The sequence below is a fragment of the Parvibium lacunae genome, from assembly GCF_003335215.1.
Lineage (GTDB): Bacteria > Pseudomonadota > Gammaproteobacteria > Burkholderiales > Burkholderiaceae_D > Parvibium > Parvibium lacunae.
Map to the genome: position 1 here is coordinate 1 of NZ_QPGB01000008.1, position 17581 is coordinate 17581.

Genomic DNA, 17581 nt, shown 5'->3' on the forward strand with positions numbered 1-17581 from the left:
CGGTCAGTTCTTCCATGCTGGAAGCGGTCTCTTCTAGACTGCTGGCTTGTTGTTCGGTGCGCTGGGAGAGGTCGGTGTTGCCCATGGCGATCTCGCGCGCGGCGGTGTTGATGGCGTCGGTGGCTTCACGTATCTGGGTGATGATTTCGGCGAGCCGGCCTATGGTGCTGTTGCTGTCGTCTTTGAGTTGACCAAAGACGCCTTGGAAGTCTTGTTCGATGCTTTGGGTGAGGTCGCCATTGGCGAGTGCCCCTAGCATCCGGGCAATTTCGTTGAGGGCGGCTTCGCTCGTCCCCATCACTTGGTTGAGCCCTTGTGCGGTCTGTAGGAAGAATCCTTCTTTCCCTTGCTCTGCAATCCGTTGGCTGAAATCACCGGCTGAGGCAGCACTCACCATGGTTGAAATATCAACCTCGGCATTCACTTCAGCCGTGCGATCAAGCCATTCAACCACGGTTCCTAGGCGTTCTCCATTGCTGTCTAAAATAGGATTTGCAGTCAAACGAAAATGCATGTTTGCCAGCTGCATTTGCGTTTTATATTCTGCTCGCAGGTTACTAAGTAAATTACGCTGGTGGTTAGGATTTTTATGCCACATATCGAAATTGCTACCTATAATTTTACTGGAGGCGAATTGGGGTAGTACTTGTCGTAGAGTGGCTTCACTGCGCGACATCAGCTGAGCAGAGGCTTTATTTTGATAGCGAATAACGCCATCGTTATCCGCCAGCATGACACAAACAGAGGCATTATCCAACGCAACTTTAACCCGTAGTGTTTCTCTGGCTGCCTGCTGGGCTTGCATCAAAATCTCGCGCAGGCGCTCGGCAGTGTCAGACACTTTTTGCTTCTCTCCCGGCAACGGTGCGATTTGATTGGAGAAATCTCCATTGGCATATTGCACCATAGCCTCAACAAACGCATTATTCATGGCAACATGAGACTGCACCATCTCATTGGTGTTCCGTGCCATTTCCCCATAGGCTCCAGGAAACTCCTCTGCCCGTATTTGATAACTCACTCGACCTTGCTCATTGTGCGCCTTCGCCATCTCTAACTGGGCTGAGACAAAGCGCTTAAGCGTTTGCTGCATGACTGCCATGTTTTTAAGTAATGTCCCAATTTCATCGTTCGCTTGATAGGTATTACTCACTGACATATCCCCTTTTGCAACGGCCTCAGCAAGGGCATTCGCCAGTTGCGTTGGTCGCACAATTGAGCGCGTAATCAGCCATGCCAGCATGATGCCTGACACTAACCCCAACCCCAACAGCACAAACATAATACGGCGATTGAAGGCATAGGTTGCTTCACTGAGCTCAACCTCAGCAGCGAGTAACTTGCGTTGGCTTTCAATCTCTTTCCAAACCACCTCAGTGATGGCACTAATTTTTTTTGTCAGTGGGCCGGTGGTGATACTAATCGCTTCGCCCACATTACCCTTGGCCATCGCTTGTTTCACTTCCTCGAAGCCATCCAATTGAGCTTTACGAATATTCCGCATATTCTCAAGCCATTCTTTTTCTTCAGGAGTCGCGATTGCCTCCAGCTTATCAATCGCTTTATTGACTCGTTCTGAATTGGCTTTCATCCGGTTCAGAATATTGGCTTGTTTTTCATGGTCTTCCGCGAGGGTATATTCCATGAAACGCCGACTATTGGCGCGCACGCCCGCTTCTACTTCGTGCAAAGAATCAAGCCTCACCACCATGTGATCCAGAATGTGCGCTGTGCGCTCATTGGCATTACTCAGCGCAATCACCGAAAAAATAACGGCACCTGAAAAGAGGAGTAATAAAATCGAGAAAGCTAGCGTAAGGCGAGACCCAATTTTGATGTTATTCAATGTCGCTTTTAACATACCCATTCCTTTTGAATATAGTCGAGATTAGTTGATTGGGCATTCGCTATGCATGGCTGGCTTCTGCCATGGTTTCTACCAGTGCCATTTCACTCCCTGTCATCATTTTTTCGATATCAACGAGAATCAGCATCCGCTCATGAATCGAGCCTAAACCCATGAGATAGTCTGTTTTAATCGTATCACTAAAGCTCGGGGCTTCACGAATCTGCTCGCGTTCGAGTGTTAACACATCAGAAACACTGTCAACGACGATCCCAACCACTCGTTTGGCAACATTCAGAATAATCACCACGGTAAACTGGTTATAGGTAGGCTCACCGAGCGCAAATTTAATCCGCAAATCAATGATGGGAACAATCGTGCCACGTAAGTTGATCACCCCCTTAATAAATGGAGGCGTGTTGGCAATTTTGGTGACGGCGTCGTAACCCCGAATTTCTTGAACCTTGAGAATATCAATGCCGTATTCTTCTGACCCCAGCGTAAAGGTTAAGAATTCATTATTGGCGACCGTTACGCCACTGGCTTGAGTTTCTGACATAGCATTCTCACTCTACAAAGTATGGATTACTCTTATCTAGTTGGCTTGCGCCGATTTCTTGACCAAAGCAGCCACATCTAAAATCATGGCAACTCGCCCATCGCCCATAATCGTGGCACCCGAAATCCCGTCGACTTTGCGATAATTGGATTCGAGGCTCTTCACAACAACTTGCTGCTGTCCCACTAATTCATCCACCAACAGAGCTATCTTTAGCCCCTCGGATTCGACGATCACGACCAAATCTTGCCCTGCTCTGGCTGGCATGTCTGTGACGGGAAAAATCTCTCGCAAATCAACAACAGGTAAATACTCAGCGCGCACATCAATCACTCTGCCCTGCCCTGAAACCGTTTTAATCGCGCCAGGTTGTAGCTGAATTGACTCGACGACACTGCCTAAAGCCACGACATAGATTTCACCGCCAACGGCAATCGACATGCCGTCCATGATTGCCAGGGTTAGCGGCAGTCGAATCGTAGTCCGGGTACCCTGCCCAGGCACGGAATCCAATTCAATCGTTCCGTTTAGCGCCAAAATATTTTTACGGACGACATCCATACCGACGCCACGGCCTGAGATATCGGTAATTTTTTCAGCGGTAGAGAAGCCTGGTGCGAAAATCAGCTGCCAAACTTCTGAATCGGGCGCGTCACTGGCAATCGAAATCCCTTTTTCCCGTGCTTTCTCAATCAATTTGTCACGACGCAACCCACCGCCATCATCCTGCACCTGAATAATGATGTTGCCACCTCGATGAAAAGCGGAAAGCGTGATCGTACCAATCGGATTTTTACCTGCAGCAAGCCTGGCTTCCGGCATTTCGATACCATGATCAAGCGAGTTGCGGACCAAATGCGTTAAGGGATCGGTAATCAGCTCGACCAGACCCTTGTCGAGTTCGGTATGCTCACCAATCATCTTTAATTCCATTTGCTTGCCAAGCTTGGCAGCTAAATCGCGCAACATACGCGGAAAGCGATTAAAGACACTAGAAATCGGTAGCATCCGAACGGACATGACTGCCTCTTGCAAGTCACGCGTATTACGCTCTAATTCAGCCAGGCGAGCAAAGAACGCCTCATGCACAGTGACATCCAAATGCTTGCTTGCTTGTGCCATGACCATGGCTTGGGTGATGACCACTTCACCAACCAGGTTAATGAGTTGATCGACTTTATCAATACCAACCCGAATGGACGCATTATCAGCAGCCGTTGTCGCGGATTTCTTGGTGGCTGCCTGAGTCGTTTTTAGATCCTGCGGTTTATCGGTTTGAATAGCAGCATTTTTTTGCGAAAAATCGGATTGGGCTAAGTGAATCGCATCCGTGGCGGCAACTGGAGGCAGCACCTCCATAGATGTTGATGGTTGACTGGGTGAACCTAATGGCTCAAAGAAACCATAACTGCTGTCTTCGGTCGTCAGCCCCTGCGGCTCCTTGGTTGGTGCAACTTGCGTATGAGTAGGAGAAACGGTCTCATCAAAAAAACCATAGCCGCTGTTTTCGGCATTAGTAGTGGATGGCTCTATCGGGGTAAAGAAACCGTACCCTTCCCCAGAGGCCGTCATTTCTGTAATGGCGGTTTCAGCATCAAACATACCATAGGCGCTGTCTTGCGCCAGCTGTTGCTGAATTTCCTCAACGGCCAGCGTTATCACATCAACGGCAGGGGCCGTTGTCATAAAAGCCACAAGGGATTGCACCTCATCAGCAGGCGTTTGAGTAATCAAATAAAAAGAAAGAACATTACTGGCAGAGCCTTGAGGATCATCATGAACTTTACCCAGCATGAGAAGATCTGCAAAGAGCTCTTTTTTAGCAGCCTGACTCAGTCCGCTCTCTGGTAATTGAACAGTGACTTTAAGCCCCAGCTCGGGTAAGCCATGCGTATTATCTTGTGCTAGTTTATTGGCATCAATAAAGGCTTGTAGCGATACGACCAGATGCTTAACATCGGGTTGCTCGCCATCATCACGATACGCTTCTAATTGCTGCCGAGTAGCATCGCCACACTGCAAGAAGCAATCGACCATGGGGGTCGTTAAGGCAATCTCATGTTTGCGGATTTTATCGAGCAGATTTTCTAATACATGCGTAAACGCAGCGACCTGAGTAAACCCAAACGTACCGCTTCCCCCTTTAATTGAGTGAGCGGCGCGAAATATCGCATTCAAATCTTCATCGTCTGGTGCCGCGACATCAATCTCTAATAAGAGATGCTCCATGTTATCGAGGTGTTCAAAGGCCTCTTCGAAAAACACGGCATAAAACTGCGATAGATCAATACTGCTGTCACTCATCGCATGGCCCCCTGATACCCATTGGTTTTAAACGTTTAAATGGTGTCTAGCCAATTACTTTCTTAACCACCTCGAGTAACTTTGCTGGATCAAAGGGTTTCACTAACCAGCCAGTTGCGCCAGCTGCTTTCCCTTGTGATTTCATGGTATCGCTTGACTCTGTGGTTAGCATCAAAATTGGCGTACTACGATATTGCGGCATCGCCCGTAATGCCCGTACGAGAGTTAGCCCGTCCATTCGTGGCATATTTTGATCGGTCAGAATCAAGTCAACCGTTTTCCCTTTGGCTTTATCTAAGCCCTCTTGTCCATCTGCCGCCTCAACGACATCATAGCCAGCGCCTTTTAACGTAAAGCCCACCATTTGACGGATTGAGGCTGAATCGTCAATTGCGAGTATTGTTTTTGCCATACATGCTCTCCAACAACAAAATTGGGGCCCTATAACAAGCCGAAATCAAACGCTTTCCTACTCTACGAACAAATTTACAAATTCTTTAATGCAATGCGGCAGAATCGCTAAAATAACTCCACATCCCCAGATTTCATCGAACTTTGGGCAACAGTCGTCTTATTGGTATTAGCCTGCATTGACTTGAGTTGCCCCAGTAATTCTGCAGCCGCCTCTTCCAAATCATCCCCAGCAGGCTGCTTCGTGTCTAGCGCAGCGGTTAAGTCTGTTGGCACTGGCGCCAGCTCAGATAAACTGCCCGCCATCATGCGCATTGCTTCAATCCGCTTGCTGATATGGGCTAATAATTGGCTGGCCATGTCTTGAAACTGCAAACTGGTGATAGCCTGATTCACGTAACCGCCCATTTCTTGCGCCATGTCCCGAATCTGATCTGCGCCACGGGCAATACGTGCATTAACGGACTGAATCTCACTCATGGTTTCTTCCGCTTTTTGCTTAGACTGGAAGGCAGAGACCATGTCATGTGAGGCAAGCTTGTTAATAACGGCTTCCGCATCATGAATCGAGTTGTGAATCGAGGTAATGTCAGTGCGAATTTGCTGAGAAAATTGATTCGTCCGCTGTGACAATGAGCGCACCTCATCAGCCACCACCGCAAAACCGCGCCCCGCTTCCCCAGCCCGGGCGGCTTCAATGGCCGCATTTAAGGCGAGCAGATTGGTCTGCTTGGAAATGCTCTCGATTTCTTTCAAGACTTTGAGGGTTTTGGCGACCTGGTCTTTAACTGAATCCATTTGCTGCACCAAACCCATGGCACTTTTGCTGTTTTCTATCGTGCTATCCACAAATGCTTTCAATAAACTGGTCGTCTCCTGAATAAACTGCTCAAAGCTCAGCCCTGTGGTCATGTTGTCAGCCGTTTGCTGCACCGCACCTTGCGCAATTTCTAAGGCCAAGCGGCGTTGCTCGTTAGAAATTTCAAACATTTTATGAAAACTGGGAATCAAGCGATCAATCGCATCGCCGAGAATCTTTTGCAGACGGTGGATTTCATCATCTGAATGACTAAACTGACCGCTAAATTCACTTTGATACTCAACCAGGGTTTCTTTGGTCCGTGCGAGTTGTTCCGCAACATAAGTTTCTGCCCGCTGTATTTGCCCGGTTTCTTCCGCAGGCTGCTCGCGCCAGAGCATGAGCAGCCACGCCATGGTTATCGCACTGAGCAACAATGCCCCGCTCCATACGGCGCTCATGCCCATCGCAATCAACCCCGCAAACAGACCCAGGCTGCTCACCCCAAGGGCTAAAACAATCATCATTTTCCGACTAATGGCTTTGCGCATGCCGTCCAACTCCATTGTGAGCACCCTAGATCCCAACAAGTGCGTTTCGTTATTCTTACGGAGAATTACGGCGCGCTATCGCTAAAATAAAGGGAGAAAGTGCTACTTCTTTGTCCGAAAAAACCATAAGATGGATTTAACAATTTCTGACTCACGCCGTAAAATCTGACTACATAACAAATAATCTCCCGGGAACACCCCCACTGTATGAATGAATTGAGTTCGGTATTTGATGTCAACCCACCGTCTAGGCAAGAGACACTACAACTGCTGGTGGTTGAAGACTCTTTAGATGACTACACCCTCATTCGTTACGAACTGAGTCGCTTGAGTCAGCCTTTTTACTCGGAACAAGTCGATAACCGTGCAGCGCTGGTCAGCGCATTGCAACGGCAGCGCTGGGATATTGTGATTAGCGACCATAATCTGCCACAACTTAATTCTGGTATGGTCCTGCAACTGCTCCGACAATACGCACCCGCAACCCCCATGCTGTTGGTCACAGGGCAGTTGGAAGCAGATTCCGCCAGTGCGATTTTGCACCTCACCCTAGAAGGGGTGGATGATTATGTTTTCAAACATCATTTGGCGCGCTTGGTGCCCTCAATTAACCGTAGCTTAAGGGTTCGACAAGCTCAGCAAGCGCTCGAACAAAGCCTACAACAACTACAAACCTTGGTATCTGCCGCCCCCTTGGGCATTATTGGCTGTGATCAAAACGGTGTTGTGCAGCTCTGGAATGACCGCGCCACCAGCATTCTAGGCTACCCCGCAAGCAGTATGTTGGGCAGTAGTATTCATAACGTTGCCGCAGATGACCCTCGCTTTCTGCTGCTCGGCCGGCTCGATGGTTTATACCGCGATCTGTCGATCAATCAGCCCAATGGACAACTCCAGGCAATCATTGATAAACCCGATGGTGGCTTACTGGATATTGAAATACATACCGCGTTGCTCAGCCCCCATTCAGCACCGGATGCGCAAGATCTATCCAAGCCAAATCAGCTGCAACGTGATCACGGCATGGTAGCCATCATTCAAGACGTGACGGATTTACATGTCATTCGGGCGGCGCAACGGGAAAGCGAAACCCGGATGTCGGCCATCAGCGGCAATTTACCGGGTGTTATCTTGCAGATGCTCTACAAAGACAGCCCCCAAATTCATGAACGCGATGTCTTCATTACACAAATGAGTCAACGCGCCGTGGATATTTTTCAGCGCCCAGCGACTGATTTTTACCAAAATCCACGCTTACTGCTGCAATTTCTCGATCAGGAAGAACGCAACAGCCTGCTCTACGAATTAAACCGTTGCCATACTGAGCAGCGGGTTATCCGCTGGGAAGGCAAACTCAATCTCAACCACATGCCAGAGCACGCCGAAGAGGGTGTTCGCTGGATCTATCTCTCCGCCAGTCCGCGTAGCAAAACCCAATCTAATCAAGTCAGCGATCAGTATTCCGAATGGGATGGCATCATACTGGATGTCACTGCGCAAAAAGCGCTGGATCTTCAGATTCGGCAATCACAAGCTGAATTGCGTGAATTAGCCGCCAATATGGAAAAAGTCAAAGAAGAGGAACGGGCTTACGTTGCCCGTGAAGTCCACGACGATATTGGCGGGACCCTAAGCAAATTAAAAGCCGATGTTGCGCTGCTTAAAAAAGCCTTGCAGCCGAGTAACCGAATTCTGGATATGGAGGCAATTTTTGAGCGGCTACAGGACATGGATCACCTGCTTGACCACACGGTGGAAGGCACCCGCCGGATAGCCCGTGCGCTGCGGCCTGGGATTCTTGATTATGGCGTGATCCCTGCCCTGGAATGGCAGGCCAGTGACTTTTCACAACGCACTAGCATCAAAGCACAGTTTATTTGCAACCAGGAAGAAGTCGCACTGGATGACGAGCAGTCGACCGCAGTGTTTCGCATTGTCCAGGAATCGCTGACCAATATTCTCAAGTACGCGCAGGCGACAGAAGTTTTTATTGAGGTTTTTGTTGGGAATGCCGATATCAACATCGAGGTGCGGGATAATGGTTGTGGTTTTGAGATTGAGCGCATCGATAAACGCCAGTCATTTGGTTTAAGAGGTATGCGGGAACGTGCAGCCATGCTCGGTGGCTGGCTTGAGATCAGTAGCAGTCCAATCAATCAAGGCGAAGTGCGCGGTACAGAAGCGCTCCACGGGACCACCGTCATGCTTTCGATTCCGCGCCAACGGCGAATCGAGCGGCGTAAAAGGCCGCGCCTACCTGAGCCAAGTGAAACAGACGAATAATCTATTGATGTGTATCCAGACTAAACAACTGCTTGAAAAAGATTGAGGGAACCATGATTCGAGTCTTAATTGCAGATGATCATGCGATAGTGCGTAAGGGAATGCGACAAATCGTGGCTGACCACCCTGAGATTGAGATTATCGGGGAAGCGGACGATTATCCCGCGATTTCGCGTGCGGTCAGAAGTCTGGACTTTGAAGTGATGCTGTTAGACATCACCATGCCGAGTAAAAATGGTTTGGAAGTCTTGAAGTTGGTTAAGCAGCAAAAACCTCAAATCGCGATTCTCATGCTAAGTATGCATCCCCAAGATCAGTATGCGGTCAGAGCACTCAAAGCAGGTGCCGCAGGCTATTTAACGAAAGACGCGGCACCAGAGCGCCTAGTAGAAGCAATACTCACCGTGGCCCGTGGCCGCAAATACATTACCCCTGAACTGGCCGAGCAACTCGCGAATGCGGTGACTCATGATGCAGAAAAACCCTTGCATGAACAACTATCAGATCGCGAGTTTCAGACCATTCGTTTGATTGCTTCAGGTAAAAAATTAGCAGAGATTGCGGAAGAAATGGCACTGAGCCCAAAAACGGTGAGCGTTTACCGTGCCCGCGTTTTAGAAAAAATGCAAATGAAAACCAATGCTGAGCTCGCTTCTTACGCGGTCAAACACGGTCTCATCGAATAAAACCCAGTCAAAGTTGCATTTATTTTAGGCAAAAATAAGGTTAACGCAGGAATAGAGCCCAAGTTCTTGACCTTATTTGACTTTAATAAAACGCCTCACTGACGATAATTCAGCTACATCGGAATGGTTGAGGTTGCTATGGGGACGTCGGTTTTTTCAGTCGCGCTAACAGGCTTGAAAGTGGCTCAAGCGGGAATACAAACGACCTCGCACAATATTAGTAACGTCAACACCCCCGGATTTTCCCGGCAATCGGTCTTGCAAACGACCCAATCCCCCGAGTTTTCCGGCGAGGGGTTTATTGGCACAGGGGCGCAGATTCAAACCATTCGCCGTTCTTATAACCAGTTTCTCGACAGCCAACTGCAGCTTGCCACGTCACGCACCAGTTACTTCAGTGCCTATGATTTACAAGTGAATCAGCTCAATAGCGTATTGGCTGATAGCGATGCCGGATTGCAACCTGCCTTAGATAGTTTTTTCAAGAGCATTCAAAATGTCGCCGCCAACCCCTCTGATGTGGCAGCCAGACAAGGGCTACTCTCTGATTCACAGGTTCTTGCGGGCCGTTTTACCACGGTAAGCGGTCAATTTGCGACACTCCGGCAAGCCGCAAACACCCAGATCAGTCAAGGGGTTGATACCGTTAACAACCTAACCGGGCAAATCGCGCGGTTGAATGACAGTATTGCGCGCGCCCGCTCCAGTAATGAAACGGCGTCATTACCCAATGATCTACTAGACCAGCGCGATAACCTCATTCGCCAATTAAGTGAAAGTTTGCAAGTAACCGTGGTGCCGCAAACCGACCAAACTTACAACATTTTCTTTGCCAACGGGCAACCGCTGGTTGTTGGGAGTAACAGCTACCAACTCTCGAACATTGCCAATCCGGCCGATTCGCGCGATCAGACACTCCGAATTCAAACCGGCAATGGTACTCGTGACCTTACGACCAGCAACTTGGGCGCTGGATCGCTCGCGGCTTTATTCGACTTTCGCGATACGGTTTTAACCAACGCGCAAAATCAGCTAGGTCAAGTTGCTTTGGTCTTCAGTAACAACGTGAATACCTTGCATCAGCTGGGTGAAGACCTTGGGGGGCAGGCTGGTGGCGCCATGTTTTCGATTGGCACCCCACAAACCATTGCGAATGCGGGTAACACTGGTAATGCTGTCTTTACCACTGCGATCGTTAACACCAATAGCGTGCGCGCCAGTGATTACCGCGTTAACTTTGATGGCACTAACTATACTGTTACGCGCCTAACCGATAATACCCAAGTTGATAGCTTCGCTGCAGGTGCCCTGCCCCGCACGATTGCCAGCGAGGGCATCCGACTCACCTTGAACAGCGGGTCGGCTGCAGCGGGGGATAGCTTCTTGCTTCAACCCACCCGCGATGTTGCCAATAGCTTTGGCATGGCAATCAGTGGTGTCAACTCGATTGCCGCAGCAAGCCGCTTTCGCACGGTTGCTAATGCAGCTAATACTGGCACGGGTATAGTCCAGCCATACGCGGTCACCAATCCACAAACTTATGCGAGTGCCTTTAGTAATGCAAGTTTTACCCCAACCGGCTTAACCGTGACCTTCACTGGGGTTAGCGGTGGTCAGCCCCAGTATCAAGTCACCGATGCCCTCGGGGCAACGGTGGTTGGCACCAGTACCTTATCTAGCTCAGGGGCAATTGATATTCCCAGTTTTGGGATTAGTTTGCAGATTAAGGGCACCCCAGCGACCGGCGACACCTTTAGTATCCGTACCCGGCAGGTCAGCGATCCGCTACAGCCTGGCGATAACCGAAATATCTCTGCACTGGGTAGCATTCAAACCGCAAAACTCGCCAATAGCGGGACCGCAACGATTCAGCAGAGTTATGGACAGATCGTCTCCGCCGTAGGCAATAAAACCCGTGAAGTTCAGGTCACCGGCGAATCACAAAAGAGTTTAAAGAACAACCTTGAGGCCTTACAGCAATCCGTATCGGGGGTTAATCTTGATGAAGAAGCCGCTAATTTGCTCAAGTATCAGCAAGCGTATCAGGCTGCCGGTAAAGTCATTCAAATTGCCAGTGATCTGTTTAACCAAGTATTGAATCTGACCCGTTGACGATTCGACGCCAGCCAGTATCAGGAGATGACCATGCGTATTAGTACCAGTTTGCTCTATCAACAAAATGGACAGGGCATCTCCACGCAACAGACTGCGCTATACAAAATACAGCAGCAGATCTCCAGTGGGACGAGGGTTTTAACGCCAGCAGATGACCCGATTGCAGCAGCCAATGCACTACAAATCAAACAGAGCAAGTCAATCACTGAACAGTTCAATGTCAATATTCGCAATGCGCAAGGTGATTTAGGCCAGGGAGAAGTTGCCCTAGGGCAGGTCAGCAATACCTTAACCAGTATTCGTGAATTGGTTGTCAGCGCCGGTAATGCAGCATTGGCGGATAGTGATCGCGCCAGTATCGCGGAGCAAATTGATAATAACCTGCAACAACTCATCGGCCTCGCCAACACCCGCGATGCCAACGGGCGTTTCTTGTTTTCCGGCTTTCAGGACTCAGTTCAACCCTTTGCCAACAGCGGTGGACCTTATCTCGGCGATGAAGGTCAGCGCTCGGCACAAGTAGGCCCCACGCGTTTCATTGGCTTAAATGCCAGTGGTGGGTACCTGTTTGACCGTGTGCCCGCTGCCCGCGGCGTTTATGAAACGCGTGCCGCCGCTGCCAATACCGGCACAGTTAGCGTGAGTAGCCTGCTAAATGTCGGCACCGCCAGCACGCCGAGCACCCCCTATCAGATTCGCTTCACCAGTGCGACCACCTTCAACGTGGAAGATATCACCACCCCAGGCAGCCCTGTCGTCGTTGGTACCGCTAATCAGCCTTACGCATCAGGCGGGGTGGTGACAATTGATGGTAAAGAAGTCAAATTAGTGGGCACACCAGCCAGTGGCGATGTAATTACGGTGACCCCCGCAGCAACCCGCAATATTTTCGCCGGGGTTCAACAAATGATTAATGCCCTACGTACCCCCACGGCCAGTGTTGGCGCTAACCTGGAGCGCACGGCAACCCTTGAAATCACCTTGACACAGATAGATCAGGCACTCAATCGAACGCTCGAAGTACAAACCAGCTTCGGTGCCCGCCTCAGTGAAATAGAAACGCTAACGAATGCCAACGAGTCCACCAAGGTCAACTTAAGCTTGCAACTGAATGATCTAGTTGGCTTGGATTATGCCGAAGCCATTTCTGAATTGAACAGCCGTAAAACCGTGCTCGAAGCGGCCCAACAATCCTTTGTTCGGATTACCGGGCTGTCTCTTTTTAGCTTGTTGCGGTGAATTTTAATGAGGCTGTTATCGTTTTTTCACGCAGTCACGGCATAATTTATAACAATATCTTCTGTACGCCCCCCTATTCGAGTCAGCTATGGCCACTGGTAATCCACAAAATCCTAACGAACTAGCCCGTGAAAGCATTAAATTATTGGCTCAACGGCGGATGCCGCCAACACCAGAAAATTATGCGCGCGCTTATGCCGAAATCAGTGGCCAATCGAGTACCGCTGCGGCACACCCCCTGGAAAATGTATTAAGTCAAGTCAGTCAGGATTTAACCGCCAAAACCGCCACCCTGAGAGCCGCAACAGCCTTAGCCGAATCACTGAATAAACAAGACTGGCCGCAAATCCGGACCATCCTGCTGGGCTTGGCGGGCACGGCACCTGATGCAGACCAGATGTCCTGGCAAGAATTAATTTTAGAATTGCTGCGAGAATGGGAAGCCAAGCGAGAAGGTCTAACGCAAGGACGTAAGCGGGAAAGTCTTGAGCATGTCCTCAAAACCTTCGGGAGTGATCCGTATAAGCTCTACCCACGCTTGCGCTCGCTCACGAAATCATGGAATACCACGGGCGCCAGTGAAGGACTCTCGTTGGTGGATGCCCCTGCTGATGACGCAACAACGCCTTCGCCAATCAGCAGCTTGCTGAACGACACCAACAGCGGTAACTCAATAGGAAAGACCGCAACGGTAACGCAAGGTATTGAAAAGGCCATCGCCAACTATGTGCCAACCGAAGAAAGTTACTCGGCAATTGTCGAAGCCTGGCGCGAGTTAATGACCAGTACGCTCTCCTTCTCAGTGTCACAGCGCCTGGGCTACTCAGCAGAAATCGAGCAAGAAGCCGCCAAACTCGCTGAGTCGCTCCAAACTGCCCGTACGTTACAGCAAGTACAGGGTGCCAGCCAACAGCTCCGGCAGTTTTGGATGCGCCTAGAGTTAAGGGGCGAAACGTTAGACCAAATGCTGCGTGGCTTACTGACCCTCTTGCAACTCCTCATCCTGAATATGAGCGACCTCAGTGAAGATGATCGCTGGGTAAAAGGTCAGGTAGAAGCCATGACCAGTCTACTCAATGAGCCCCTCACTCCAGTTACGCTGCGTGCGGCAGAACGCAGTTTCCGCGAATTTATCTATCGTCAAAGCACCGTCAAACAAAGTGTTAAGGAGGCTCGTGAAGCCATCAAAGCGCTGATGGCCGCTTTTGTAGATCGCCTGGGCGCGATGACGGAAAGCACTGGGCAATACTCCGAGAAATTCGACACCTACGCCCATAAAATTCGCGCTGCAACCGATCTGCCCTCCCTGGCCCCGTTAATGGAGTCGCTGTTGCAGGACACCCGCGCTTTGCAAGCAGATGTCATTCGCTCTCGGGATGAGCTGAATGAAACACGCCAAAAAGCGCAAGCCTATGAAGAGAAACTGCGGGCGTTGGAAAAAGAGATGGAAGAAATTTCCACTTTGATCCGGGAAGACGCGTTAACCAATACCCTGAATCGTCGTGGTCTGGAGCAAGCCTATGCAGCTGAAGAAGCACGGGCCACTCGCACCGGACAACCTCTTTGCATGGCACTGCTGGATATCGATAACTTCAAGAGTCTTAACGATAGCTTGGGCCATCAAGCCGGTGATAACGCCCTGGTTCACCTGGCCAACATCATCAAGCAAATGGTTCGGCCCAGTGATTCGGTTGCTCGTTTTGGCGGTGAAGAGTTTGTGATTTTATTACCCAGTACGCCACTTGATGAAGCCGAGAAAGTCTTAGTGCGTCTGCAACGTGAATTAACCAAGCGTTTCTTTTTGCATGAAACCAGCCGTATTTTCATCACCTTTTCGGCAGGCGTTGCCGAACGTCGAGAGGGGGAACAGCGTGATGCCCTTTTAGAACGGGCCGATGCAGCGATGTACCATGCAAAAAAATCAGGCAAGAATCGGGTATCGCTTTCTCGCTAGCGGTATCACTCTCTGTCTTGCTGAATCCGCCTATTCTTTCTCCACTTATCGCGGCTAGACCACCTGCTTCACCCCTGACACCAGAGCCTGTCAGTTCGCCCCACACCCTATGCTTTTCCGATTGCTTGCCGTAATTATGACGATGCGACCAATAAAAGGATAAGCAAGGTGAGGATGCGTGGGCCAACAATTTACGACTGAACCCCTAATTCAACCGCAAGAAACTCTCGGTGGAAATTTTGCGCGCTGGATTCCAAGCATTGTGTTGCTCGCGGGCCTGCTGCTCACTGGCTTGACTTGGCGTATTTTAGAACAGCGGCAAATTGCAACCTGGCAAGACCTACTCAAGCATGAGAGTGAGCTGCTGAGTAATACCGTACAAGCGCGACTTGATATGCTCACCCAGTTCCTGCATGCGGGTGCTGATATGGTGGCTTTTCGTGGCGACTCACCCGATGAGCTAAATCGAATCAAACGGCAAATCGAAAGTTCCAATGCCATACAAGGGTTAAGTGTGATTGGCTATGCCAAGTTTGGCAACACCACGCAGGTTGATCCCAACAACATGCTGAGTACTCAGCAAACCAACAGCATTCTGTCTGTGGTATTGCTGGAATCGAGAGAATCAGTCGTTGATTTCGGTCCAGGTAAAAATCTGCTTGACTATCCCGCCATACAACAGGCTGTACAGGATTTAGATCGGCATATTCTTCCTACCCTCTCCCATCGCGTTAATTTTCATGTTGGTGATAAACAGGGACAAGCAACACAGGGCGTGTTTATCTTGGCCCCAGTTTGGCGTGATGCCCAGGGCAGTAAATCGCGCGAGAATCTAGATGGTCTCATGTTTCTATTACTGAACCTAGACAACTTTTTTGCGCGCCTGACCCAAGAGGGTGACTTACATCTGGATATTCATGTCTATGACGGTAAAGAGGCAGAAAAAAAGAAATTACTGTTCGATACTGATGGCTCACGTCTGCAGGCAGATGAGCACACCTTACTCACTACCGATAAATTCACGATTAATCGGCAAATTGAAATTGGTAAACGTGAATGGCTTGTCTCTACCGAGCCAACTCCACGATTTTTTCGTGTTTATCCCGCACATTTTTTAAATGTAATCTTAGTTGCAGGATGCATTATGAGCCTGCTGTTATCAATCATTGCCCACACCCTCCTCAGAACTCAGCGTCAAGCGTTTTCGCTGGCAGAAAGAATGGCGAGTGCCATTCAACGGAGTGAAGCTCGCCTTGATCGCGTGATTCAAGGTACCGATGATGGCGTGTGGGAGTTCGATAGTAGCACCAATCAATTTTTCTTCTCAGCACGATTACTAGAGCTGTTAGGCTATAACCCACAAGAGGTTAAGCGCAAAAAAACCTGGCTGCGAGAACGTTTACTTGAAGATGAATTAGAAATACAGTTGCAAGCTTTTTTCTCGCTGCAAAAAACTGATGGCCCCTTCATGCGTGAGCTACGAATGAACCATAAAACGCTCGGGCCACGCTGGTATCGCATCCGGGGTCGGGTTCAACAACAAGTGGATAGCGGCGTTTATCTTTCTGGCTCACTGACAGATATTCATGAGAGTGTTATTGCTCAAGAACGTGAAGAAAGGCTGATCAATATTATTGAATCCAGTCCAGACCTCATTATCACGTTTGATCTTGATGGCACGGTTCTGTATCTCAACGAGGCTGCCAAGAAAGTCTATGGCAATCGAGCCGTGGGCGCAGCCTCTGGCTTGGGCATCTCGCAACTTGGGTTTGGTGATTCAGCGACCTTTTTAAATGAAGCCGTCCCACACGCATTCATGAATCAAAGCTGGCAGGGCGAGACTGAACTCATTACGGTGGAAGGGAATTTAATTCCAGTATCGCAGATTGTCATGGGGCATAAAGGTCCTACTGGCTATGTTCAGTATTATTCAACCGTGATGCGCGACATCTCGATTCAAAAACGCAGTGAAACAGAATTACGAGAAGCCTCAGCCCGTTTTGACCGAGCCATCAATGCCTCTAATGATGGTATTTTTGAACGGAATGCGGTGGATACCAATATGATTGTCTCGCCACGCTTCCGAGATTTAATTGGCATCACCGACCCAGATCAACCCATTACAGATCAGTGGCTACTGAGCCGTATTCACCCAGATGACCGTGAACGCTATATGTACACGGTAGGACTCTTTACTGAGCAGGGAGGAAGATGGTCGATTGAATTCCGTTTCCTGTGTGAGCAATACGGCGAGCCCAGTTATCGCTGGTTACGCAGTCGGGCCCAGGTCGTGATGAACAGTGACGGCACCGCAGAAATGATTTCAGGTGTCTGGACAGATATTCATGAAGCCAAGCTCGCTGAGCTGGAATTAAAGCAACATCGGGATAGCTTGGCGGAAATGATTGCCGAGCGGACGGCGAAGTTGGTACAAGCGCGGGATGAAGCACAACAGGCCAATAAAGCCAAGAGCGAGTTCCTCGCCAACATGAGCCATGAGTTACGCACCCCCATGCATGCCATCCTCAGCTTCGCCAAGTTCGGCGTCGAACGCTGGGAAAAAGTCGATAAAGAAAAACTCCATCACTATTTCGAGAATATCTATAAAAGCGGGAGCCGTCTGCTCACCCTCCTCAATGACTTGCTTGATCTCTCCAAGCTGGAAGCCGGCAAAATGGTGATGAACCTACAATTGCAAAGTTTGCCCGCGTTGATTGAGGATGCGTTTACGGAAAGCGAGGCATTGGCAAAAAGTAAGCAGTTGCGCTTGCTCTTGGAAAGTAGCTTGCCACAGCCCCAGGTGCCTTTTGATGCGCCACGCTTATTACAGGTGA

Annotated in this window: 10 protein-coding genes and 1 pseudogene; 6 read left to right on the forward strand and 5 right to left on the reverse strand. The window is 49.6% G+C overall.

Features of this window, described 5'->3' with window-relative positions:
• Positions 1 to 220: 220 nt before the first annotated feature.
• From DU000_RS12390 to DU000_RS12410, 5 genes and pseudogenes are all read right to left on the reverse strand, one after another.
• Positions 221 to 1867: pseudogene (locus tag DU000_RS12390) on the reverse strand (MCP four helix bundle domain-containing protein); the annotation flags it as partial.
• 40 nt (positions 1868 to 1907) lie between these two features.
• On the reverse strand, positions 1908 to 2405 hold the full coding sequence (locus tag DU000_RS12395) for a chemotaxis protein CheW (RefSeq protein WP_114403730.1): 498 nt from the start codon (positions 2403 to 2405) through the stop codon (positions 1908 to 1910).
• Between the two features lie 36 nt (positions 2406 to 2441).
• On the reverse strand, positions 2442 to 4709 hold the full coding sequence (locus tag DU000_RS12400; RefSeq protein WP_114403731.1) for a chemotaxis protein CheA: 2268 nt from the start codon (positions 4707 to 4709) through the stop codon (positions 2442 to 2444).
• Positions 4710 to 4755: 46 nt separating this feature from the next.
• Positions 4756 to 5121, reverse strand: coding sequence for a response regulator (locus DU000_RS12405; RefSeq protein WP_114403732.1), 366 nt, complete (start codon positions 5119 to 5121; stop codon positions 4756 to 4758).
• 107 nt (positions 5122 to 5228) lie between these two features.
• Entirely contained in the window at positions 5229 to 6470 is a 1242-nt protein-coding gene (locus DU000_RS12410) for a methyl-accepting chemotaxis protein (RefSeq protein ID WP_158529706.1), read from the reverse strand.
• Positions 6471 to 6677: 207 nt separating this feature from the next.
• Between DU000_RS12410 and DU000_RS12415 the strand changes: the two genes are divergently transcribed.
• From DU000_RS12415 to DU000_RS12440, 6 genes are all read left to right on the forward strand, one after another.
• The gene (locus DU000_RS12415) at positions 6678 to 8753 is read left to right on the forward strand and encodes an ATP-binding protein (RefSeq protein ID WP_114403734.1); all 2076 of its coding nucleotides are present in this window, start codon (positions 6678 to 6680) and stop codon (positions 8751 to 8753) included.
• A 53-nt stretch (positions 8754 to 8806) separates the two neighbouring features.
• Positions 8807 to 9439: a response regulator gene (locus DU000_RS12420; RefSeq protein ID WP_114403735.1), complete on the forward strand. Its 633-nt coding sequence runs from the start codon at positions 8807 to 8809 to the stop codon at positions 9437 to 9439.
• 123 nt (positions 9440 to 9562) lie between these two features.
• Entirely contained in the window at positions 9563 to 11551 is a 1989-nt protein-coding gene (gene flgK / locus DU000_RS12425) for a flagellar hook-associated protein FlgK (protein WP_114403736.1), read from the forward strand.
• 33 nt (positions 11552 to 11584) lie between these two features.
• The gene (flgL, locus tag DU000_RS12430) at positions 11585 to 12793 is read left to right on the forward strand and encodes a flagellar hook-associated protein FlgL (RefSeq protein WP_158529710.1); all 1209 of its coding nucleotides are present in this window, start codon (positions 11585 to 11587) and stop codon (positions 12791 to 12793) included.
• An 88-nt stretch (positions 12794 to 12881) separates the two neighbouring features.
• A complete protein-coding gene (locus tag DU000_RS12435) occupies positions 12882 to 14747 on the forward strand; it encodes a GGDEF domain-containing protein (RefSeq protein WP_114403738.1) in 1866 nt (621 codons plus the stop codon).
• A gap of 178 nt (positions 14748 to 14925) precedes the next feature.
• Positions 14926 to 17581 (forward strand): PAS domain S-box protein (locus tag DU000_RS12440; protein ID WP_114403739.1); only part of this gene is annotated, 2656 nt, incomplete at its 3' end.